This is a genomic window from Variovorax guangxiensis, from assembly GCF_003952165.1.
GTDB lineage: Bacteria > Pseudomonadota > Gammaproteobacteria > Burkholderiales > Burkholderiaceae_C > Variovorax > Variovorax guangxiensis.
The window spans coordinates 245,005-265,489 of the sequence record NZ_RXFT01000001.1; the positions used below are offsets into that span (position 1 = coordinate 245,005).

Genomic DNA, 20,485 nt, shown 5'->3' on the forward strand with positions numbered 1-20,485 from the left:
GAAAGCACATGACAAGACCCCTGGACGGCATCACCGTCATTTCGCTCGAGCACGCCATCGCCGCGCCGTTCTGCACCCGCCAGCTCGCCGACCTCGGCGCGCGTGTCATCAAGGTGGAGCGCCCCGGGGCGGGCGACTTCGCGCGCGCCTACGACGCCCGCGTGGCCGGCGAGGCCTCGCACTTCGTGTGGGTGAACCGCTCGAAGGAAAGCCTCACGCTCGACCTCAAGCAGCCCGCCGCGCTGGCGGTGCTGCAGGAGCTGCTGGCCGATGCCGACGTGCTGGTGCAGAACCTCGCGCCCGGCGCCGCCGCGCGCATGGGGCTGGGAGCGCAGGCCCTGCACGAAAAGCACCCGAGGCTCATCGTCTGCGACATATCGGGCTACGGCGAGGACGGCCCGTACCGCGACAAGAAGGCCTACGACCTGCTGATCCAGAGCGAGGCCGGCTTTCTCTCGGTGACGGGCACGCCCGAGGAGCCCTGCAAGTCGGGCAACTCCATCGCCGACATCGCGGCCGGCATGTATGCGTACACCGGCATCCTTGCGGCGCTGCTCCAGCGCGGAAAGACGGGCAGGGGCTCGCACATCGACGTGTCGATGCTCGAGGCGCTGGCCGAGTGGATGGGCTACCCGATGTACTACGCCTATGACGGCGCACCGCCGCCGCCGCGCAGCGCCGCCTCGCACGCGACCATCTACCCCTACGGCCCGTTCCCCGCGGGCGACGGCGGCACCGTGATGCTGGGCCTGCAAAACGAGCGCGAGTGGCGAGTCTTCTGCGAGAAGGTGCTGCTGCAGGCCGGGCTGGCCGCCGACCCCCGTTTCGACAGCAACGCGCGCCGCAACGAGAACCGCGAGGCGCTGCGCTCGATCATCTTGGAGACCTTCGGCGCGCTGAGCACGGCCCAAGTGCTGGAGCGGCTGGACACCGCGCAGATCGCCAACGCCCGCATGAACGACATGGCCGGTCTCTGGGCCCATCCGCAGCTGCAGGCGCGCGAGCGCTGGCGGCAGGTGGGCTCGCCCGCCGGAGACATTCCGGCCCTGCTGCCGGCGGGGCGCCAGAGCGCGTTCGACTACCGCATGGACCCGATCCCTGCGGTCGGCGAGCACACCGACGCCATCCTGCGCAGCCTCGGGCGCAGCGAGGCGGACATCGCGGCGCTGCGCGAGGCGAGGGCGGTGTGAGCGCGCCGCTGCTTGCGCTGGCGCGCGCCTTTCTCTTCGTACCCGCTGACCGGCCCGAGCGCCATGCGCGCGCGCTGGCCACGGGGGCGGGCGGCGTGATCGTCGACCTGGAAGACGCCGTGGCGCCCGAGCGCAAGGTGCAGGCCCGCGAGCAGCTCGCGGCCTCGTTCGCCGCGCTGCCCACCGAAGACCGGCGACGGCTGCTGGTGCGCATCAACGCGGCCGGTACGCCTTGGCATGACGACGATTGCGCGCAGATCGGAGCGCTCGCCGCGCAGGGACTGATCGCCGGCATCGTGCTGCCCAAGGCGGAACGCGCAGCCGATCTCTCGCGGCTGGCCGAGGCGGCTGGCCCGTCGGCCGCGCTGGTGCCGCTGATCGAAACAGCCGCCGGCCTCGCCGCCGTCGACGAACTCGCCGCCGGCCCGCAGGTGCTGCGCCTGGCCTTCGGCAACCTGGATTTCCAGGCCGACCTGGGCCTGGCCTGCGACGCCGACGAGGCCGAGCTGGTGCCGGTGCGCCTCGCGCTGCTGCTGGCCTCGCGCCGCGCCGGACTGCCAGCACCCATCGACGGCGTGACGCCCGACTGGCGCGATACCGCCCGGCTGGCAGCGGACACCGCGCGCGCCCGTCGCGGCGGCTTCGGCGCCAGGCTGTGCATCCACCCCGACCAGGTCGCGCCTGTACATGCGGGGCTCGGCCCCACGGCGCAGGAACTGGCGTGGGCCCGTCGCGTGGTCGAGGCCATCCGAGCGGCCGGCGGCGGCGTCGTGAGCCTAGACGGGCGCATGGTCGATGCGCCGGTGGTGCGGCTGGCCGAGCGCCTGCTCGCACTCGAACACATCTGACGAACGGACCAGAGAACAACCCAAGGAGACAAAGAAAGTGAAAGCAACCAAGAACTGGAAATTCAGGACCCTGATCGCCGCTTCCGCAGGCGCCTGCCTGCTCGCCTTCCAGGCGCCGGCATCGGCGCAGGCCGCATGGCCCGACAAGCCGGTGACGATGGTCGTGCCGTACTCGGCCGGCGGCCCCACAGACGTGGTGGCGCGCATGCTGGCCATTCCCATGGGCAAGTCGCTGGGCCAGCCGGTGATCGTCGAGAACACCGTGGGCGCGGGTGGCACCATCGCGCCCACGCGGGTGGCCAAGGCGGCGCCCAACGGCTACACCATCCTCATCCACCACATGGGCATGGCCACCGCGCCCGCGCTCTACAAGAAGCTCAACTACGACCCGCTGAAGGACTTCGAGTACGTAGGCCAGGTGCTGGACGTGCCGATGACGCTGCTGTCGCGCAAGGACTTTCCCGCCAGCAACTACCAGGAGCTGCTGGCCTACGTGAAGGCCAACAAGGACAAGGTGACCCTGGCCAACGCGGGCGTGGGCGCGGTGTCGCAGCTGTGCGGGCTGCTGTTCATGAACCAGATCGGTGTGCAGCTCACGACCGTGCCCTACAAGGGTGCGGGCCCGGCGCTCAACGACCTGATGGGCGGGCAGGTCGACCTGCTGTGCGACCAGACCACGCAGACCGCGCCGGTCATCAAGGACGGCAACCGCGTGAAGGTGTTCGGCGTGACCACGCCGCAGCGGCTGTCGAGCATGCCGAACATCCCGACGCTGGACGAGCAGGGGCTCAAGGGCTTCGACGTGCGGGTGTGGCACGGCATCTATGCGCCCAAGGGCACGCCGGCCGCGGTGATCGAGAAGCTCAACGTCGCGCTGCGCGCGGCGCTGCAGGACGACATGGTGAAGCACCGCCTGGCCGAACTCAGCTCCGAGATCGTGCCGGTGGAGAAGCAGACGCCAGAGAGCCTGCGCACGCACCTCGCGGCGGAGGTGGGCAAGTGGGGCAAGGTGATCCGAGCTGCGGGCGTGCAGGCGGACTGATCTTTTTCAGTCGGTGGCCTGTGCCCGCAGCGTCTCGTCGAACAGGGCGAGCAGGTGCCGGGCGAACAGGTCCATGTTCGCCGGCCGGTCGGCATTGCCGGTTTCGATGGTGCGGCTCACGGTGACCGGGCCGGCGAGTGCCAGGCACACGCGTCCCGGCACGTCGCCGTAGGGGCTGGGCGAGGGGCCGGCCGCGCCGCTCTCGGCGATGCCCCAGGTCGAGTGGTGGGTGTCGCGCACCCGGCCCGCGACGAGTCGGGCGTAGGGCTCGGTTTCGCCGCGCATGCCGGCCATGTCTTCGACGGTCAGGTTCAGCAGCGCGCGGCCGGCGCGCCTCGAATAGACGACCGCGCCGCCCTTGAAGTAGGCCGAGGCGCCCGCGATGGCGAGCAGGGCGGCCGAGGCCAGTCCGCCGGCCGAGGACTCGACCACCGCCACGGTCTGGCCCCGCGCGCGCAGCGCTTCGCCGACGCGTGCCGCAAGCACGGGCAAGGAATCGGGCAGGGATTCGGGCAGGGAGGGCGCGGTCATTTGGCCTGGAAGCGCGGACCGGGCCGCTTCACGTAGGCCGGCGCACGCTCGTGGCTTGCGGTGCTTCCGTAGACGGTGTCCGCGGGGTAGTACTCGGCCTGCAGCTGCACCTTGGCGGCGGCCTCCTCGCCCGCGGTGTGGGCGATGTAGGCCAGCATCATGTCGGTACCGGCCGATACCCCGGCCGAGGTCCAGACGTTGCCGTCCTGCACGAAGCGCTGCTCCACCACCTTCACGTCGCCCAGCGCGCGCAGGCGGTCGAGCGACCCCCAGTGCGTGGTGGCGGTCTTGCCCGAGAGCAGCCCGGCCGCGTGGAGCACGAAGGCGCCGGTGCATACGGACATCAGCGTGGTACATCCGGGTGCCTGATCGGCGAGGAAGCGGGTCATGACGACGTTGTCGACCTCGCGGCGCGTGCCCATGCCGCCGGGCACGAGCAGGCAGTCGAGCTGGGGGCAGTCGGAGAAGGAAACGTGGGGGTTGATCGAAAGGCCCTTGGCGCAGGCCACCGGCTCGCGCTTCTCGGCCACGATCAGGCAGTGCTCCGGACCGCCGGCGAGCTTGCTCCACATGGTGAGCATTTCCCAGGGGCCGACGAAGTCGAGTTCCTCGACCTCGGGGAAGACGATGATCCCGAAATTCATACTTTGGAACTCCTTGGGTGATTGGCTCGTGCTGACACGCACGGATGAGAGGATAGAGGCTGAGCACGGAGGCCGCTTCGTGACAGCTGGTTGCAAGCCTGGCTCAGTGTTTTCCTGAGAGGGCCCATGGCTTGAAACTCGCTAGAGTGAAGGCGGCCGTTCAGGCTTTTGCCATTACACAAAGGAAATCTCATGAGCAAGAAAGTTGCATATGTCACCGGGGGCATGGGTGGCATCGGAACAGCCATCTGCCAGCGTCTCTACAAGGACGGGTTCACCGTGGTCGCAGGTTGCGGCCCCACGCGCGACTACGCCAAGTGGCTGGCCGAACAGAAAGCCGCAGGCTTCGAGTTCCATGCGTCGGTCGGCAATGTCGGCGACTGGCAATCCACCGTCGAAGCCTTCTCCGCCGCCAAGGCCGCGCACGGCCCCATCGACGTGCTGGTCAACAACGCCGGCATCACGCGGGACCGCATGTTCCTCAAGATGACGCCCGAGGACTGGAGCGCGGTGATCGAGACCAACCTCAACAGCATGTTCAACGTCACCAAGCAGGTGGTGGGCGACATGGTGGAAAAGGGCTGGGGCCGCATCATCAACATCAGCTCGGTCAACGGCGCCAAGGGCCAGGCGGGCCAGACCAACTACTCGGCGGCCAAGGCCGGCATGCACGGCTTCACCATGGCGCTGGCGCAGGAGCTGGCCAACAAGGGCGTGACGGTCAACACCGTGAGCCCGGGCTACATCGGCACCGACATGGTCAAGGCCATCCGCCAGGAAGTGCTCGACAAGATCGTGGCCACGATCCCGGTCAAGCGCCTGGGCGAGCCCAGCGAAATCGCCTCCATCATCTCGTGGCTGGCCACCGACGAAGGCGGCTACAGCACCGGCGCCGACTTCTCCGTGAATGGCGGTCTGCACATGCATTGAAATGAGGCTCTCCCCCAGGCTTCGCGCACTTCGTGTCGCTCCGCTCACCCCCTCACCGGGGGCAATACCGGCGGCCCGGCGGAGCCGGTTCCGCGGTATTCCTGGAATAAGCCCCGACGGCCGAGGCAGCATCTGGATGCTGACCGGAGGCTGATTCGCAAGACCCGCTTCGGCGGGTCTTTTCTTTTTCACCGATACGGATTCCACGGATAGAAAACCACGAATACGCGTCCTACAGTCTTCAACCCTCCGGAGGCAAACATGGAAAGCACAACAAGCACTCCCGCCAGAAAGCTCCCGCTCTATCGCTCCCTGTACGTGCAGGTGATCACCGCCGTGATCATCGGCGTGCTGCTCGGCCACTTCTATCCCGCGGCCGGCGAGGCGATGAAGCCGCTGGGCGACGGCTTCATCAAGCTGATCAAGATGATCATCGCGCCGATCATCTTCTGCACGGTGGTGGTGGGCATCGCCGGCATGGAGGACATGAAGAAGGTCGGCAAGACCGGCGGCCTGGCGCTGCTGTACTTCGAGGTGGTGAGCACCATCGCGCTCATCGTGGGCCTGGTGCTGGTGAACGTGCTCAAGCCCGGCGGGGGCATGAACATCGACCCGAGCACGCTCGACACCAAGGGCATCGCGGCCTACACCGGCCCGGGCAAGATGACCGGCACGGTCGACTTCATCATGAACATCATCCCGAACACCATCGTGGATGCCTTCGCGAAGGGCGAGATCCTGCAGGTGCTGCTCATCGCTGTGCTGTTCGGCTTCGCGCTGCACCGTTTCGGGGGGCGCGGCACGCTGGTGTTCGACGTGATCGAGAAGGGCTCGCACGTGCTCTTCGGCATCGTCAACTACATCATGAAACTGGCGCCCATCGGCGCCTTCGGCGCGATGGCCTTCACCATTGGCAAGTACGGGCTGGGCAGCCTGTTCTCGCTGGGCAAGCTGATGGGCACCTTCTACCTGACCTGCCTGCTGTTCATCTTCGTGGTGTTGGGGCTCATTGCGCGATTCCACGGCTTCAGCATCTGGAAGTTCATCAAGTACATCAAGGAAGAGCTGCTGATCGTGCTGGGCACCTCGTCCAGCGAATCGGTGCTGCCGCGCATGATGGAGAAGATGGAGAACCTGGGCGCCAACAAGACCTGCGTGGGCCTCGTCATCCCGACCGGTTATTCATTCAACCTCGACGGCACTTCCATCTACCTGACGATGGCGGCGGTGTTCATCGCGCAGGCCACCAACACGCCGATGACGCTCACGCAGGAGATCACGCTGCTCGCCGTGCTGCTGTTGACCTCGAAGGGGGCGGCGGGCGTCACGGGCAGCGGCTTCATCGTGCTGGCGGCAACACTGTCGGCGGTGGGCCATGTGCCGGTGGCGGGGCTGGCGCTCATTCTGGGCATCGACCGCTTCATGTCGGAAGCCCGCGCGCTGACCAACCTGATCGGCAACGGCGTCGCGACCATCGTGGTCGCCAAGTGGACCAACGAGCTCGACGAGAACCGGCTGCAGGCCGGACTCAACAACGAGAGCTGGGTGGAAGCGCAGGAGCCCGAGGTGCTGGACGCGGCCCGGGCGAGCAAGATGGCCGGCTGAGATCGCCGGCCGGGATGGCCTCCTGAAACAAAAGGCCGGGCATCGTTCCTGCAAAATGCAGCGATGCCCCACAGCGTCTCCCTCATCAACACGATCGCCGCCGGCCTGGGGCTGGCGCTCATCCTCGGCTTCCTGGCGGCCAGGCTGCGTTTGCCGGCGCTGGTGGGCTACCTGCTGGCGGGCGTGATCATCGGGCCCTTCACCCCGGGCTTCGTGGCCGATGCGGGCATCGCGGCCCAGCTCGCCGAGATCGGCGTGATGCTGCTGATGTTCGGCGTGGGCCTTCATTTCTCTCTCGACGACCTGCTGGCGGTGCGCAAGATCGCACTGCCAGGCGCGCTCGCGCAGATCGTGGTGGCCACGCTCCTTGGCGGCGGGCTGGCCATGTGGTGGGGCTGGAGCCCTGGCGCGGCGCTGGTGTTCGGGCTGGCGCTGTCGGTGGCGAGCACGGTCGTGCTGCTTCGTGCGCTCGAGAGCCTGGGCATCCTCGATTCATTCACCGGCCGCATCGCGGTCGGCTGGCTGGTGGTGGAAGACCTCGCCATGGTTCTGGTGCTGGTGCTGCTTCCGCCGCTGGCGGGCACGCTCGGCGACCGGGGCGCGGCGGGTGGCGCAGGCACTGCCGACCCGCTGTGGCAGACCCTGGGCCTCACGCTGCTGCAGGTCGGCGGCTTCGTTGCGCTGATGCTGGTGGTGGGGCGGCGGGTGTTCCCGTGGATCCTCTGGCAGGTCACGCGCACCGGCTCGCGCGAGCTGTTCACGCTGTGCGTGGTGGCGGCGGCCGTGAGCATCGCCTATGCGTCGGCGGCGCTCTTCGGCGTGTCCTTCGCGCTGGGCGCCTTCTTCGCCGGCATGGTGATGCGCGAGTCGCAGTTCGCGCACCGGGCGGCGCAGGAGTCGCTGCCGCTGCGCGACGCCTTCGCGGTGCTGTTCTTCGTGTCGGTCGGCATGCTGTTCGACCCCTCGGTGCTGCTCGACCGGCCGCTGCAGGTGCTGGCGGTAGTGCTGGTGATCGTGCTGGGCAAGTCGCTGGCGGCCTGCGCGCTGGTGCTGGTGTTCCGCTACCCGCTGGGCACGGCGCTCACGGTGAGCGCGAGCCTGGCGCAGATCGGCGAGTTCTCGTTCATCCTGGCCGGGCTGGGCGTGTCGCTGGGGCTGCTGCCGGTGGAGGGGCAGAGCCTGGTGCTTGCCGGTGCGCTGATTTCCATCGCCACCAATCCGCTGTGGTTCAGCCTGATCGCGCCGATGCAGAAATGGCTGCATGCCCATTCCTCCTTCGCGCGCGGGCTGGAGATGCGTGAAGACCCGCTGGCCGAGCTGCCCATGACCACCGAGGCCAGGTACCTCTCGCGGCAGGTGGTGCTGGTGGGCTACGGGCGCGTCGGGCGCCGCATCGCGGCCGAGCTCGACGCCAACGACATTCCCTACGTGGTGGCCGAGCAGAACCGCGAACTGGTCGAGAAGCTGCGCGAGGCCGGCACCCCCGCCGTTTGGGGCGACGCGGCCGACCCGGCGGTGCTGATCCAGGCGCACATCGCACGCGCCCGCGTGCTGGTGGTGGCCACGCCCGACGCCATGAACGTGCGGCAGATGATGGAAACCGCGCACACGCTCAATCCGGCGATCCAGACGGTGATTCGCAGCCACAACGAGCAGGAGGCCCGGCTGCTCACGCAGGAAACCTCCGCCACCGTGTTCCTCGGCGAGCACGAACTCGCCCAGGCCATGGCCCGGGACGTGGTCCAGCGCGCGGTGTCGATGGCGGTGCCGGCCTGAAGTCCGGTCAGGCCGGCCCGGTTCAGAGGTCTTCTATCACCAGCGTGCGGTAGCGCTGGGCGATGGAGTAGGGCACCGTGCGTACCAGCTCCATCATCTGCTCGGCCGCCGCGCCGTCCTTGGTCCTGACCAGCAGCCCGGTGTGGCCCTCGCGCGCCAGCTTGGCGTAGGCGCGCACGGTGGCCGCGTCGGTGCCGGCGGACGGCAGCGGATCGTCGGCGATCCTCACCGTGGGCACGATCTCGCTGAGCACGGTCTCGGCGGGGAGCAGGTAGACCTCGTCGCCGCTGACGCCCTTTTCGATCAGCCGGTGGCCGATGCGGTCGGCATCTTCCGCGCTCGGGAACATCACCATCGAGTAGCCGGTGGGGTAGAAGGCGCCACCGATGCTTGAGCGCATGCGGGGTTCAAGGGTGAAGTGCTTCATGCTGCCTCCTGATTCTTGTGGAAGTCCCTGGATACAACATTAGGTCGCACCCGCAGGGGCCTCTGTAGGAGAACCCCGAAAGCTCTGTCAACCGCCCGCCTTCCTGGCCTGTTCAATTCATTCAGCAGTCAGCAAGCAACGTCATCCTCGCTCCATGCCTTCTCCCAGAAACATCGCACTCACCGTCCACGAGCTGGAGGAGGGGGAGTTCTACTGGGTGCTGATGGAGGCCGTGGAGGGCTCTCCCGGCGACACCACCCATGTCTACGTGCCCCTGGAGGCTGCCCACGAGCCCTACGCCACCTATTCGAACGCGCTGGTGGCGGGCGTGGCCATGATGCGGCGGCTGTTCGGGCCCGACGGCAAGCCGGCCTCCTGAGCCCGGCGGCCGGCTTCGGGGCCGGCCCCCGAGGGGCGCTACCTATAATCCCGCCGTTCCGGTTCGGCAGTTTTCATTGGTTACTCGCCGTTCCGGACCACACGGTTCGAAGGTGCCCCGCACGCCATCCATCTGATCGACGGCGACGGGGTTAAACGGGAAGCAGGTGAGCCGCGCCGTCGTTCTCTCTGGAGATCGATGGACGCGCCGATTCCTGCGCTGCCCCCGCAACGGTCAGCGGATCTGGAACCCCTCGGCTCGTGCCTCCTCGATTGGCACGGGCAGCCACTGCGCTTGGGCGTGGGAAGGCGAGGGCTTCCGCCACTGCGTGCATCCAACAGCACGCAGTGGCACTCCGCAAGCCCGGATACCGGCCTTCGCAACCGCCTTCGGACGCTGCGGGAGTGCGTGTCCGGGCCAGCCGCCTACCGCGCCCGCCGCGGGCCGCCGCAGCCCTTTCGCCTCTTCCGCCACGTCCTTCAACGGTCAGGAGCCTGCGGGGACGCAGGCTGGAGGAGAGGTTTCATGGGTCATGCGTCGCGAGGGAGCGATCGCAGAAGAGCGTCGCCACAACGGCTGCGACGCTGGGCGCGGTTTTCAGGTCTTTCGAGTCTTTCACTGGGTTGGGGGCTCGCCGTGGGCCCCTGTGCGGCGGTCTTCGCGCAGACGCCCGACGGCCAGACGCTCAAGCCCATCCAGGTCGACGCCGAGCGGCACACGCCGCTGGCCATCGACGAGCCCACGCAGACCGGCAGCCGCCTCGGCCTCACGCCGCTGGAGACGCCGGCCAGCGTCGAGGTGCTGACCGGCGACACCATCCGCGCGCGTGGCGACGTCTCGGTGATCGACGCCGTCACCCGCGCCACCGGCATCACCGGTTCGCCCGGCCCCGGCAATGGCGGTACCGCGCTGGGAGCGCGCGGCTTCCTGGGCCATGGCTCGGTGATGCAGCTCTTCGACGGCACGCGCCTGTACGCGGGCGCCGGCACCGTCACTTTTCCCTTCGACACCTGGTCGGCCGACCGCATCGAGGTGCTGCGCGGCGCAGCCTCGGTGATGTACGGCGAGGGCGCCATCGGCGGCGCGATCAACGTGGTGCCGAAGAAGCCCACGCGCGGGCCGATCCGCAATGAAGCGCTGGTCACGCTCGGCTCCGACGCCACGCGGCAGGTGGCCTTCGGCAGCGGCGGGGCGATCAACGACCGGCTTTCGTACCGCTTCGACATCAGCCAGCGCAACACCGACGGCTTCATGCTGCGCGGCGAGGCAGAGAGCCTGGCCGTGAGCGCCGCCGTGCGGCTGGACGTGTCGCCGCAGCTGCAGTTCACGCTCTCGCACGACGAGGGCCGCCAGTCGCCGCAGCGCTACTACGGCGTACCGCTGATCGATGGCCGCCTCGGCAGCCAGACCCTGCGCCAGAACTTCAACGTGGACGACGCCGAGATCAAGTACCGCGACAAGTGGACCCGCCTCGACGCCCAGTGGACGCCCAACGACGCCGTGACGGTGCGCAACCAGCTCTACCGGCTGGAGAGCAAGCGCCACTGGCGCAACAGCGAAACCTACACCTACAGCGCCACCACCCGGCGCGTGACGCGCGGCGACTACCTGGAGATCGGCCACGACCAGGAGCAGATCGGCAACCGCACCGACGCCACCTTCAGGCATGGCCTCTTCGGCCTGGCCAACCAGGTGCTCGTGGGCTTCGACGTGAACCGCATCGACTTCACGCACATCAACGACTCGCCCTACGGCGGCCGTTCGGTGGTCGACCCCTTCGTCTTCAGCCCCGGCTACTACGCCTCGCCCGTGGCCTACACGCCGCGCTACAAGACCAGGACCAGCACCTACGCCTTCTTCGCCGAGGACAAGCTGGCCTTCAGCCAGCAGTGGTCGCTGGTGGCCAGCCTGCGTTGGGACCACGCGAAGATCGCGCGCACCGATCTTCAGAACGCCGCCAACAACTTCGGCAAGACCTTCGAGTACGCCACCGGCCGCCTCGGCGTGGTCTACGCGCCCGACGCCTCGCAGTCGTTCTACGCGCAGGTGGCGCGCGCGGCCGATCCGCTGGGCTCGCTGGTGACCACCTCGGCCTCGCAGGCAGCCTTCGACCTCAGCACCGGCAGGCAGGTCGAGGTCGGCTACAAGCGCCAGCTCGCGGACAACCGCGGCGCCTGGACCGTGGCGGCCTACCGCATCGAGAAGAACAAGCTGCTCTCGCGCGACGCCATCGACCCCACGGCCACCCAGCAGGTCGGCAAGCAGTCTTCGGAAGGCATCGAGGCCACGCTCGACCTGGCGCTGACCTCCACGCTGCGGCTGGAGGCCAATGTCGCCAAGCTGCGCGCGCGCTACGACGACTTCAACGAGGTGGTCGGCGGCAGGCTGGTCTCGCGCGCGGGCAACATGCCCACCGGCGTGCCCGAGGAGGCCGCCAACCTCTGGCTCACCTGGCGCTTCCTGCCGCAGTGGGAAGCCGATGTCGGCCTGCGCTACGTGGGCCCGCGCCAGGTCGACTCGGCCAATTCGCGAAAGATCGGCTCCTACACCGTGGCCGACGCGGGCGTGAGCTGGCAGGCGAACCCGTCGCTCAAGCTCGCGCTGCGCGCCTACAACCTGGCCGACCGGCGCTATCCGGTGTCGTTCTCGAACGGCGGCAACCAGTGGCTGCTGGGGCGCCCGCGCTCCTTCGAGCTGTCGGCGCTGGTCAACTTCTGACGAACGCGGGCAGGACGAACGCATGACCTCCGCATGGCGCCGCGCCTGGCCGCGCATCCGGCACTGGCTCTACTGGACGCACCGGTGGCTGGGCATCGGCGGCTGCCTGCTGTTCGTCATGTGGTTCGTCTCGGGCGTGGTGATGATGTACGTGGGGTATCCGAACCTCACGGACGAGGAGCGCCTCGCGGGCCTCTCGCCGCTGCGCTTCGGGCAGGCGGCGGTGTCGCCCTCGGCCGCGCTCGAAGCGCTGCCGAAGGAGGCACGCGCCCAGCCGCCGCGCCGCATGGTGCTGGAGATGCAGGGCGGAACCGGCGCCGGCCCCGTCTGGCGCATCGTCGATGCGCGCGGCGGGCGGCACACGGTTTCGGCGCGCGACGGCCGCGTGCCCGGCCCGGTCGATGCCGCGCAGGCCGAGGCCATCGCGCGCGACTTCTCCGGCCATGCCGGCGCCCGCTGGGCCGAGACGCTGGAGCGCGACCAGTGGACCGTGCCGCAGGCCCTGAACCTGCTGCGTCCGCTGCACCGCATCGAAGTGGGCGACGCGGCGGGCACCGAGCTCTACGTGTCGCAGCGCAACGGCGAGGTGTTGCGCGACACCACGCGCTCCGAGCGCTTCTGGAACTGGCTGGGCTCGGTGCCGCACTGGATCTACTTCACGCCGCTGCGCGCCGATCCGCCGCTGTGGCACGACGTGGTGGTGTGGCTGTCTGCCGCCTGCATTGTCTCGGCGGTGACGGGCATCGTCATCGGCATCCTGCGGGTGCGGCTGCGGCGGCGCTTCCGCAACGGCGCGGTCACGCCGTACACGGGCTGGATGGCCTGGCACCACATCGCGGGGCTGATAGGTGGTTTCTTCGTGCTGACCTGGATCGTCAGCGGCTGGCTGTCGATGAACCCCAACGGCTGGTTCCAGCGCGGAGGCGCAGATGCCGCGGCGATGGCCCGCTACACGGGTGCCGGTACCTCGCCGTTCCCGTGGCCGCCAGCAACGATGCCGGCGGGCGAGGGCGCCGACGCCCCGCGCGAGGCCGTGCTGCTGTGGTTCGACGGCAAGCCGCTGCTGCAGCTGCGCGACGCGAAGGCGCGCACGCGAGTGATCGATGCGGTTTCGGGCCAGCCTGCCGCCATCGCCAGGGAAGACATCCTGCGCGCCGCCGCCCGCCTGCGGCCCGGCTCGAACATCACCGAGGCCGTGCTCCAGACCCGAGAAGACTTCCACTGGTACGGCCACCACCGCGAACGCATCGTGCCCGTGTGGCGCCTGCAGTTCGACGACCCGGCGCGCAGCTGGATCTACATCGACCCGGCCAGCGGCCAGGTGGCCGGCAGCAACGACGGCAACTCGCGCCTGCGCCGCTGGCTCTTCAACGCGGCGCACAGCCTCGACTTTCCCTGGCTCATCCAGTACCGGCCGGCCTGGGATCTCGTGGTGTGGCTGCTTTCCATCGTCGGCGCGGTGGCTTCGGCCAGCGGCGCCGTGATCGGCTGGCGCCGGCTGCGGCGAAAGCCGAAGCCGGCGGCCGAACCGGGCGCGCGGCATGCGCTGCGGCGTTCATGAACGGGGCTTGCGTGAGCTTGCCCATCCACCAACAATCAACTTTCGCACCGCGGTGCATTTCAGGAGGTGCTCGATGCACATCGAACCAGGTCTAGTCGACGGATCCAAGATATTCCTCAGCTACGCTACGGCGGCAGCCGCGCTTGCCTACACCGGCAAGGTCGCGTTCCAGACGCTCATGAAGGACGGGCCCGCCGCACTGGCGCTGCGTTCCGCCATCGCCGTGGCGCTGGTGTTCTGCTTCTTCGAGGTGTTCCCGCACCACCCGGTGGGCGTGTCGGAGGTGCACCTGATCCTGGGCACCACGCTGCTGCTGGTGTTCGGGCTCGCGCCCGCCGCCATCGGGCTGGCTGGCGGCCTGCTGATCCAGGGCCTCTTCTTCGAGCCGCAGGACATTCCGCAATACGGCATGAACGTCACCACGCTGCTGGTGCCGCTGTTCGCCACTTCCGCGCTGGCGCGCCGCATCATTCCCGAGAACCTGGCCTATGTGGACATCGGCTACCGCGAGGCTTTCAAGCTCTCGGTGGCTTACCAGGGCGGCATCGTGGTGTGGGTCGGCTTCTGGGCGCTGTACGGACGCGGCACCGGCATCGAGAACGTGAGCCAGATCGCCAGCTTCGGCGCTGCCTACATGACCGTCGTGCTGGTCGAGCCGCTGGTCGACCTGGGCGTGCTGGCTGCTGCCAAGGCATGGCGCCGGCTGCAGGGCACCGCCCTCGTCGAGCGTCGCCTGTACGGCGGCGCCTGATCCGCGCTTCTCGCGCGCTTCCTTTCCCCGCGGGCGCCGCGGTGCCTGCCCGGGCGCCTGTGTGCCGCCCACCCATCGCGCCGCCGCCATCGCCGGCGGCGCCTGAAAGACCTTCTCCCATGACACAAGCAAGCAACGCCAAGATCCCCGTCACCATCGTCACGGGCTTCCTCGGCAGCGGCAAGACCACGCTGCTGCGCCACATCCTCGGCAACGCCGAAGGCCGCCGCATCGCGGTGATCGTCAACGAGTTCGGCGAGTTGGGCATCGACGGCGAGATCCTGCGCGGCTGCGGCATCGGCTGCGACGACGAAGGCAACGAGCGCGAAGGCGCGCTCTACGAGCTGGCCAACGGCTGCGTCTGCTGCACCGTGCAGGAAGAGTTCCTGCCGGTGATGCTGCAGCTGGCCGAGCGGCGCGGCGAACTCGATGCGGTGCTCATCGAAACCTCGGGCCTCGCGCTGCCCAAGCCGCTGGTGCAGGCCTTCCAGTGGCCGGACATCGCCAACATCTTCACCGTGGATTCGGTCGTCACCGTGGTCGACGGCCCGGCCGCCGCCTCGGGCCAGTTCGCCGAGAACCCGCAGGCCGTCGACGAAGCCCGCCGCGCCGATCCCAACCTCGACCACGAATCGCCGCTGCACGAACTGTTCGAAGACCAGCTCTCGGCCGCCGACCTCGTGGTGCTCAACAAGACCGACCTGATGGACGACGCGGCGCGCGCCAAGGTCGAGGCGCTGGTGCGCGAAGAGCTTCCGCCCGAGGTGAAGATCGTCGCCGCCAGCGAAGGCCGGCTGCCGCTCGCGCTGCTGCTGGGCCAGGGCCGCGCGGCCGAGGCCACCATCCACCTGCGCGAGAGCCACCACGACCACGAGGAAGACCACGACCACGACGAGTTCGACTCGCTCGTGATCGAGCTGCCGCCCGTGGACCGCGACAGCCTGCTGGCCGTGCTCGGCAAGCTGGTCGAGCAGCACACCATCTACCGCGTGAAGGGCTTCGTCGCCGTTCCGGGCAAGCCGATGCGCCTGCTGGTGCAGGGCGTGGGCCGGCGCTTCGACCACCACTTCGACCGCCGCTGGCGCGACGGCGAGGCGCAGCGCACGCGGCTGGTGTTCATCGGCGAAGACCTGGACGAAGGCGCGCTGCGCAAGGCGCTCGAAGAGGCGGGCGCCGTCGCCACCGCCTGACGCCCCGAGCGCATGCACCTGCTGAGCACCCAGCCCGGACGCTTCGTCGAGGACGACAGCGTCGTCACCCGTCTCGACCAGACACCGGGCGACATCGTGGTGCTCAGCTCGGCCGACACCACGCTCGCGCTGCTCGCCGCCGCGCGCACTGCGTTGGCGGCCACCGACCCAGGCTATCCGTCGCTGCGGCTGGCCAACCTCATGTACCTGCGACAGCCGGCATCGCTCGACCTCTACGTCGACGAGGTGCTGCAGCATGCGCGCGTGGTGGTGGTCGACCACCTGGGCGCCGAATCGGCCTGGGCCTACGGGCTGCAGCAGCTCGAAAAACTGGCCAGGCGCAAGGGCCAGCAGCTCGCGATGTTCTCCGGCGACCTGCAGGAGGACGAAGACCTGCTCGCGCGCGGCACCCTGTCGCGCGACGTGAGCCGCCAGCTCTGGCAGTACATGCGCAGCGGCGGGGCGGGCAACGCGATGCAGTTCCTGCGCGCGGTGGCCTTCCACGGCCTGGGCCATGGCGAGGCGCCGCTGCCGCCGCGCAGCCTGCCGCAGGTGGCGCTGCATGTGCCGGGCGGGGCGGGCGCTTCGCACACGGTGGCCGGCATCGACGATCTGCGCGCCCGCTGGCACGCGGGCGCGCCGGTGGTGGCGCTGGTGTTCTACCGGTCGCACCTGCTGTCGGGCAATACGGCCGCCTTCGATGCGTTGGCAGCGGCGTTGACCGCGCAGGGGTTGAACCCGCTGCCCGTCGCGCTCGATTCGCTCAAAGACCCGCTGTGCCTGTCCACGCTGCGCGAGCTGTGCGCGGAGCACGACGTGCAACTCGTGCTCAACACGACCGCATTCGCGGCACTGGGGCAGGGCGAGGGCGTGGAGCTCGCCGGCGACGCTCCCGTGCTCCAGGTCATCGTGAGCGGCGGCAACCGGGAGGACTGGCTGGCCGACAGCCAGGGCCTGCGCCCGCGCGACATCGCGATGCAGATCGCGCTGCCCGAGATGGACGGCCGCATCGTCACGCGGGCCGTGAGCTTCAAGGGCCTGTCGCACCGCTGCGAGCTCACGCAGACCGAGGTGGTGAACTACCAGCCCGAGCCCGACCGCATCGCCTTCGTGGCCGAGCTGGCGCGGCGCTGGTGCCGGCTGCGCAGCCTGCGCGCGGAAGAGAAACGCATCGCGCTGATCCTCGCCAACTATCCGGGCAGCGAAGGCCGCATCGGCAGCGGAGTGGGACTGGACACGCCGGCCTCCGTGATGGCGATCCTGCAGGCGATGGCGGCCGAAGGCTATGCGCTCGGCGACCCCGGCGTGATGCCCCCAGACGGCGACGCGCTGATGCGCAGGCTGCAGGAAGGCATCGCCAACGACCCGTCGCAGTGGGCTTCGCGGCCGGCGTGGCAGAGCTTCGCGCTGGCCGACTACCGGGCGTGCCTGGCCCGGCTGCCCGATGGCATGGCGACCGCCATCGACGAACGCTGGGGCACGCCCGAGCAAGACCCGATGCTGCGCAACGGCCGCTTCATGATCGCGGGCCTGCGGCTGGGCCGCGTGTTCGTCGGCATCCAGCCCGCGCGGGCGCTCGGCAGCCTGGGCGCCGCCGACTACGCGAGCTACCACGACGCCGAGTTGGTGCCGCCGCACAGCTACCTGGCCTTCTATTTCTGGCTGCGCGAGGCTTTCGCCATCGACGCGGTGGTGCACGTGGGCAAGCACGGCAACCTCGAATGGCTGCCGGGCAAGAGCATCGCGCTGTCGCAGGCCTGCTGGCCCGACGCGATCCTCGGGCCGCTGCCCAACGTGTACCCGTTCATCGTCAACGACCCGGGCGAGGGCGCTCAGGCCAAACGGCGCACGCAGGCGGTCATCGTCGACCACCTCATGCCGCCGCTCACGCGCGCCGAGAACCACGGGCCGATGCAGGACCTGGAGCGCCAGGTCGACGAGTACTACGACGCGCTGTTGGTCGACGCGCGCCGCGCGAAGGTGCTGCGCGCGCAGATCCTCACGGCCGTTCGCGCCCAGCATTTGGTCGAGGAGCTGGGCATGCCCGGCGCGGAGGAAGACGACGCCGTGCTCGCGCGCGTGGACGCCTATCTCTGCGAGCTGAAGGAAACGCAGATCCGCGACGGACTGCACGTGTTCGGCGCTTCGCCGAGCGGTCGGCTGCGGCGCGACACGCTGCTGGCGCTGGCGCGCTATCCGGCCGCCGACGGCGCTGGCGCGAATGCCGGGCTGCTCGGCGCGCTTTCGCAAGACCTTCTGCCGGACGACGCCTTCGACCCGCTCGACATCGACGCGGCCCGGCCTTGGCAGGGTGCGCGCCCCGCGCTGCTGCAATCGGTGAGCACCGGGGCATGGCGGCACCAGGGCGACACGCGCGAGCGGCTGGAGCTGCTGGCGCAGCGGCTGCTCGAAGCCGGCGAGTACCCGCCCGGGTTGCCGAAGACAACAGCCGTGATGAGCCGCATCGCACAAAGCCTGGCCCCCGCGCTCGACGCCTGCGGCGCGCAGGAGCTGCGCCAGTTGTCCCGCGCCCTGCAGGGCCGCTTCGTGCCGCCGGGGCCGAGCGGTTCTCCCTCGCGCGGCCGGCCCGACGTGCTGCCCACCGGCCGCAACTTCTACGCTGTCGACACCCGTGCTATCCCGACGCCCACGGCCTGGATGCTGGGCCTCAAGTCGGCCGCGCAGTTGGTCGAGCGGCACATGCAGGAGCATGGCGACTACCCGTCGGCGATGGGCCTGTCGGTCTGGGGCACAGCCACCATGCGCACCGGCGGCGACGACCTGGCGCAGGCCTTCGCGCTGATCGGTGTGCGGCCGAGGTGGGCGCCGGGCAGCCAGCGCGTGGTCGATTTCGAGGTGCTGCCCACGGTAGGGCTCGGGCGTCCCCGCATCGACGTCACGCTGCGCATCTCGGGCTTCTTCCGCGACGCCTTTCCCAATGCCGTACAGATGTTCGATGCAGCGGTGCAGGCCGTGGCAGCGCAGGAAGACGAGGACGAGGAGCGCAATCCGATCCGAGCACGCATCCTGCGCGAGACCGCCGCGCTGCAGGCGCAGGGCATGGCGCCCGAAGCGGCCCGCACGCAGGCCGGCTGGCGAGTGTTCGGCTCGGCGCCGGGCAGCTACGGCAGCGGCTTGCAGCCGCTCTTCGACCGTGGCGACTGGCAAAGCGACGACGATCTGTCGAAGGCCTACGTCGGCGGTAGCGCCCATGCCTACGGACAGGGCAGCGACGGCGTGCCGGCGGCCGACGCGCTCAGGCGCCGGCTGCGCGCGATGACCGTCGTCATGCAGAACCAGGACAGCCGCGAGCACGACCTGCTCGACTCCAACGACTACTACCAGTTCCAGGGCGGCATGGCGGCCGCCGTGCGCCACCTGAGCGGCCGCCAGCCGGCCATGTACCACGGCGACCATGGCAACCCGCAGGCGCCGCGCGTGCGCACGCTGAAGGAAGAAATCGGCCGCGTCGTGCGCTCGCGCGTCGTCAACCCGAAGTGGATCGACGGCGTGAAGCGCCACGGCTACAAGGGCGCTTTCGAGATGGCCGCGACGGTCGACTATCTGTTCGGCTTCGATGCCACCGCGCGCGTGGTCGGCGACCACCAGTACGCCATGGTGGCCGACGCCTACGTGCTCGACGACGCCACCCGCGACTTCGTGAATGAACACAACCCGCGCGCGCTGCACGACATGCTCAGCCGCCTGCTCGAAGCCATGCAGCGCGGCCTCTGGCAATCGCCCGGCGACTACCGCGCCCGGCTCGAGAACCTGCTGCTCGACCACGAGCAGCGGATGGAAGGAAGCCTCCGATGACGATCACCGCCGCCGCCATGCCGGCGCCTTTTCCTTTTTCCGCGATCGCGGGGCAGCCGCACCTGCGGCAGGCGCTGCTGCTGGCCGCCGTCGATCCCGGCCTGGGCGGCGTGCTGATCGAAGGACCGCGCGGCACCGCCAAGACCACCGCGGCGCGCGCGCTTGCCGAATTGCTGCCCGACGCGCCCTTCGTCACGCTGCCGCTGGGCGCGAGCCTCGAGAGCCTGGTCGGCACGCTGGACCTCGGCCGCGCGATGGCGGGCCACGAACTCCAGTTCGCGCCCGGCCTGCTCGCGCGCGCGCACGGCGGCGTGCTCTACGTGGACGAGATCAACCTGCTGCCCGACGCGCTCATCGATTCGCTGCTCGACGCCGCCGCCAGCGGCGTCAATGTGGTGGAGCGCGACGGCATCTCGCACCGTCACGCCGCGCGCTTCGTGCTCGTGGGCACCATGAACCCGGAGGAGGGCACGCTGCGCCCGCAGCTGCTCGACCGCTTCGGCCTGTGCGTCCAGCTGCGCAACATCGACGACCCGTCCGAGCGGCAGGCCATCGTGCGCGCCCGGCTGGCCTTCGATGCCGATCCGCAGGGCTTTCGCGACAGGCATGCGCAGGCGCAGGACGAGCTGTCGGCGGCGCTGGTGCGTGCACGCGCGCTCGTGGCCGACGCGGCGGCGCTGCCGTACACCGATGCGGTGCACGAGGCGGTGAGCGAGATGTGCATCGCCGCAGCCGTCGATGGGCTGCGTGCCGACCTCGTGATGCTGCGCTCGGCCCGTGCTCTTGCGGCGTGGGAAGGTGCAGCGGCCGTCAAGTCGGACCATGTGCAACGAGTGGCCGAGGCCGTGCTGTTGCACCGGCGCAAGCCGGAGGCCGAAGCTCCCGCTCCTCGGACTGCGCCGCCCGAAGCGGGCGGCAAGGCCAGCAGCGATGCGGACGGAAAGAACAGCACAGGCAGCCCGGACGACGGTGACTGGGGCGCCATGCCCCCCGAGCCCGTCGGCATTGAGCGCGTGAAGCCGCTGCGCCCGCTGATCGACTCGCGCCAGCGGCAGCCAACCCCAAAAAAAGCCTGAG

General features: G+C 69.5%; 16 protein-coding genes and 1 riboswitch. Of the genes, 13 read left to right on the forward strand and 3 right to left on the reverse strand.

What is annotated here, in order from left to right; genetic code table 11:
• Nucleotides 1-8: 8 nt before the first annotated feature.
• Genes EJP67_RS01190 through EJP67_RS01200 form a run of 3 tightly spaced genes read left to right on the forward strand, consistent with a single transcriptional unit; the run spans nucleotide 9 to nucleotide 3,080 of the window.
• Nucleotides 9-1,190 (forward strand): CaiB/BaiF CoA transferase family protein, encoded by a 1,182-nt coding sequence (locus EJP67_RS01190; protein ID WP_126018557.1) that lies wholly within the window; start codon nucleotides 9-11, stop codon nucleotides 1,188-1,190.
• A complete protein-coding gene (locus EJP67_RS01195) occupies nucleotides 1,187-2,038 on the forward strand; it encodes an HpcH/HpaI aldolase/citrate lyase family protein (protein ID WP_126018559.1) in 852 nt (283 codons plus the stop codon). The genes EJP67_RS01190 and EJP67_RS01195 overlap by 4 nt, the downstream gene beginning before the upstream one ends.
• Before the next feature lie 37 nt (nucleotides 2,039-2,075).
• Complete coding sequence (locus EJP67_RS01200) at nucleotides 2,076-3,080, forward strand: tripartite tricarboxylate transporter substrate-binding protein (RefSeq protein WP_126018561.1); 1,005 nt, start codon at nucleotides 2,076-2,078, stop codon at nucleotides 3,078-3,080.
• Between the two features lie 6 nt (nucleotides 3,081-3,086).
• Here EJP67_RS01200 and EJP67_RS01205 read toward each other — a convergent pair whose 3' ends face one another.
• Both EJP67_RS01205 and EJP67_RS01210 read right to left on the reverse strand, forming a co-directional pair.
• Complete coding sequence (locus tag EJP67_RS01205) at nucleotides 3,087-3,611, reverse strand: CinA family protein (RefSeq protein WP_126018563.1); 525 nt, start codon at nucleotides 3,609-3,611, stop codon at nucleotides 3,087-3,089.
• Nucleotides 3,608-4,255 (reverse strand): DJ-1/PfpI family protein, encoded by a 648-nt coding sequence (locus tag EJP67_RS01210; protein WP_126018565.1) that lies wholly within the window; start codon nucleotides 4,253-4,255, stop codon nucleotides 3,608-3,610. The genes EJP67_RS01205 and EJP67_RS01210 overlap by 4 nt, the downstream gene beginning before the upstream one ends.
• Nucleotides 4,256-4,447: 192 nt before the next feature.
• On the opposite strand from EJP67_RS01210, the gene phbB reads away from it, so the two are divergent.
• From phbB to EJP67_RS01230, 3 genes are all read left to right on the forward strand, one after another.
• Complete coding sequence (gene phbB / locus EJP67_RS01215; RefSeq protein ID WP_093201910.1) at nucleotides 4,448-5,185, forward strand: acetoacetyl-CoA reductase; 738 nt, start codon at nucleotides 4,448-4,450, stop codon at nucleotides 5,183-5,185.
• A 261-nt stretch (nucleotides 5,186-5,446) separates the two neighbouring features.
• On the forward strand, nucleotides 5,447-6,790 hold the full coding sequence (locus EJP67_RS01225) for a dicarboxylate/amino acid:cation symporter (protein WP_126018567.1): 1,344 nt from the start codon (nucleotides 5,447-5,449) through the stop codon (nucleotides 6,788-6,790).
• Nucleotides 6,791-6,853: 63 nt separating this feature from the next.
• Nucleotides 6,854-8,566 carry a cation:proton antiporter domain-containing protein gene (locus EJP67_RS01230; RefSeq protein WP_126018570.1) on the forward strand — a complete coding sequence of 571 codons (1,713 nt, stop codon included), beginning with the start codon at nucleotides 6,854-6,856 and terminating at the stop codon, nucleotides 8,564-8,566.
• 22 nt (nucleotides 8,567-8,588) lie between these two features.
• Here the strand turns inward: EJP67_RS01230 and EJP67_RS01235 are convergent, their stop codons facing one another.
• Nucleotides 8,589-8,993: a hypothetical protein gene (locus tag EJP67_RS01235; RefSeq protein WP_126018572.1), complete on the reverse strand. Its 405-nt coding sequence runs from the start codon at nucleotides 8,991-8,993 to the stop codon at nucleotides 8,589-8,591.
• Nucleotides 8,994-9,147: 154 nt separating this feature from the next.
• Here EJP67_RS01235 and EJP67_RS01240 point away from each other — a divergent pair, with 154 nt between their 5' ends.
• The 7 genes from EJP67_RS01240 (at nucleotide 9,148) to EJP67_RS01270 (ending at nucleotide 20,484) form a co-directional block, all read left to right on the forward strand.
• Nucleotides 9,148-9,372 carry a hypothetical protein gene (locus EJP67_RS01240; RefSeq protein WP_126018574.1) on the forward strand — a complete coding sequence of 75 codons (225 nt, stop codon included), beginning with the start codon at nucleotides 9,148-9,150 and terminating at the stop codon, nucleotides 9,370-9,372.
• Between the two features lie 94 nt (nucleotides 9,373-9,466).
• Nucleotides 9,467-9,765: riboswitch (cobalamin riboswitch) on the forward strand.
• 243 nt (nucleotides 9,766-10,008) lie between these two features.
• Entirely contained in the window at nucleotides 10,009-12,090 is a 2,082-nt protein-coding gene (locus EJP67_RS01245; protein ID WP_240650458.1) for a TonB-dependent receptor, read from the forward strand.
• Between the two features lie 22 nt (nucleotides 12,091-12,112).
• Entirely contained in the window at nucleotides 12,113-13,651 is a 1,539-nt protein-coding gene (locus EJP67_RS01250) for a PepSY domain-containing protein (RefSeq protein WP_126018579.1), read from the forward strand.
• A gap of 73 nt (nucleotides 13,652-13,724) precedes the next feature.
• Nucleotides 13,725-14,402 carry an energy-coupling factor ABC transporter permease gene (locus EJP67_RS01255; protein ID WP_126018583.1) on the forward strand — a complete coding sequence of 226 codons (678 nt, stop codon included), beginning with the start codon at nucleotides 13,725-13,727 and terminating at the stop codon, nucleotides 14,400-14,402.
• A gap of 119 nt (nucleotides 14,403-14,521) precedes the next feature.
• Nucleotides 14,522-15,592, forward strand: coding sequence for a cobalamin biosynthesis protein CobW (cobW, locus tag EJP67_RS01260; RefSeq protein ID WP_126018585.1), 1,071 nt, complete (start codon nucleotides 14,522-14,524; stop codon nucleotides 15,590-15,592).
• Nucleotides 15,593-15,604: 12 nt separating this feature from the next.
• Complete coding sequence (cobN, locus tag EJP67_RS01265; protein ID WP_126018588.1) at nucleotides 15,605-19,408, forward strand: cobaltochelatase subunit CobN; 3,804 nt, start codon at nucleotides 15,605-15,607, stop codon at nucleotides 19,406-19,408.
• Nucleotides 19,405-20,484, forward strand: a complete 1,080-nt coding sequence (locus EJP67_RS01270; protein ID WP_126018590.1) for a magnesium chelatase ATPase subunit I — start codon at nucleotides 19,405-19,407, stop codon at nucleotides 20,482-20,484. The genes cobN and EJP67_RS01270 overlap by 4 nt, the downstream gene beginning before the upstream one ends.
• The last annotated feature ends 1 nt before the right edge of the window (nucleotide 20,485 follow it).

What these genes read in the sequence shown, in the direction of transcription:
- EJP67_RS01270 (WP_126018590.1), top strand. Translation starts at nt 19,405, where the DNA reads ATGACGATCACCGCCGCCGCCATGCCGGCGCCTTTTCCTTTTTCCGCG.
- EJP67_RS01235 (WP_126018572.1), bottom strand. Translation starts at nt 8,993, where the DNA reads ATGAAGCACTTCACCCTTGAACCCCGCATGCGCTCAAGCATCGGTGGC.
- EJP67_RS01190 (WP_126018557.1), top strand. Translation starts at nt 9, where the DNA reads ATGACAAGACCCCTGGACGGCATCACCGTCATTTCGCTCGAGCACGCC.
- phbB (WP_093201910.1), top strand. Translation starts at nt 4,448, where the DNA reads ATGAGCAAGAAAGTTGCATATGTCACCGGGGGCATGGGTGGCATCGGA.
- EJP67_RS01205 (WP_126018563.1), bottom strand. Translation starts at nt 3,611, where the DNA reads ATGACCGCGCCCTCCCTGCCCGAATCCCTGCCCGATTCCTTGCCCGTG.
- EJP67_RS01240 (WP_126018574.1), top strand. Translation starts at nt 9,148, where the DNA reads ATGCCTTCTCCCAGAAACATCGCACTCACCGTCCACGAGCTGGAGGAG.
- cobW (WP_126018585.1), top strand. Translation starts at nt 14,522, where the DNA reads ATGACACAAGCAAGCAACGCCAAGATCCCCGTCACCATCGTCACGGGC.
- EJP67_RS01250 (WP_126018579.1), top strand. Translation starts at nt 12,113, where the DNA reads ATGACCTCCGCATGGCGCCGCGCCTGGCCGCGCATCCGGCACTGGCTC.
- EJP67_RS01230 (WP_126018570.1), top strand. Translation starts at nt 6,854, where the DNA reads ATGCCCCACAGCGTCTCCCTCATCAACACGATCGCCGCCGGCCTGGGG.
- EJP67_RS01225 (WP_126018567.1), top strand. Translation starts at nt 5,447, where the DNA reads ATGGAAAGCACAACAAGCACTCCCGCCAGAAAGCTCCCGCTCTATCGC.
- EJP67_RS01210 (WP_126018565.1), bottom strand. Translation starts at nt 4,255, where the DNA reads ATGAATTTCGGGATCATCGTCTTCCCCGAGGTCGAGGAACTCGACTTC.
- cobN (WP_126018588.1), top strand. Translation starts at nt 15,605, where the DNA reads ATGCACCTGCTGAGCACCCAGCCCGGACGCTTCGTCGAGGACGACAGC.
- EJP67_RS01255 (WP_126018583.1), top strand. Translation starts at nt 13,725, where the DNA reads ATGCACATCGAACCAGGTCTAGTCGACGGATCCAAGATATTCCTCAGC.